The organism is Pseudoalteromonas rubra (genome assembly GCF_000967655.1).
GTDB classification, from domain to species: domain Bacteria; phylum Pseudomonadota; class Gammaproteobacteria; order Enterobacterales; family Alteromonadaceae; genus Pseudoalteromonas; species Pseudoalteromonas rubra_A.
In genome coordinates this window covers 1-893 of sequence record NZ_JXYA01000130.1, presented here as the reverse complement: position 1 = coordinate 893, position 893 = coordinate 1, and the positions used below count along the sequence as shown (strand labels likewise).

Genomic DNA, 893 nt, shown 5'->3' with positions numbered 1-893 from the left:
AACGCTGATGTAACGCGAATATTGGCCAATCTGGTAAAGGCCGGGTTTGCCGAGCGGCTGCCAAAAAATGATAAACGCTGGCGACTGAGTAAAGCGCTGGTGCAGCTTAGTAACACGGTAGATCACAATTTTACTAACGCACTGCGTGAGCTACAGCAAGAAGCGATTAATTACAGAGTACTGGGGTAATAACGATGACAGATACACACATTACACCCGAACAGGAGAAAGCCCTGATTGAAGGCAAAGACATTCTGGCGTCTAAACAGAGTGTGCTTTTGCAATTAGGCCAAATCCAAGCATTCAATTTTATAGGTAAATTGGTAAACGTTACCGAACTGAAACTAGCCCAACAATTAAAGGATAGTAAAGAATACAAAGGGTTAGTTCATCAAGATGAAGATGGAAATGTGGTAACGATTACCACTTGGGAAGAATGTTGCAAGTACATTCTTAAGGAAAAACGCAGAAACGTTGATAACAGGCTTATTAACTTGCAGCAATTTGGGGAAGAGTTTTTTGAAGCTGCCCAAAACATGAAACTGGGCTACAACGACTTACGCGTTTTGCGCCAGTTGCCTGAAGACGACCAGGCACTGGTGATTGAATCGGAAGCCGTTGAAGCAGGCGATAAAGATGCGGTTAAGCAGCTGATTGACGACCTCAAAGCCAAGCATAAAAAAGAGGTGGATGATTTGCGCCAGGAAGTGCTGGCCAGTGACGCCATGCTGCGAGCAAATCGCAAATTGAATGACGAAAACGTGATGGAGAACCAACAATTAAAGGAGCAACTACACCAGAGAAAGTTTTCGCCTGAAAAATGGAAAGGCGACGTTAAAGACTTTTTTGCAGTGAATGCTAAGGCGAATACTCAGATCCTGGAAGGGTTTAGC

Annotated in this window: 1 protein-coding gene and 1 pseudogene; both read left to right on the top strand. The window is 44.0% G+C overall.

Annotated features, from left to right (window positions below):
- Window positions 1–189: pseudogene (locus TW77_RS25510) on the top strand (MarR family transcriptional regulator); the annotation flags it as partial.
- 5 nt (window positions 190–194) lie between these two features.
- Window positions 195–893 (top strand): hypothetical protein (locus TW77_RS23910; RefSeq protein ID WP_052713346.1); only part of this gene is annotated, 699 nt, incomplete at its 3' end.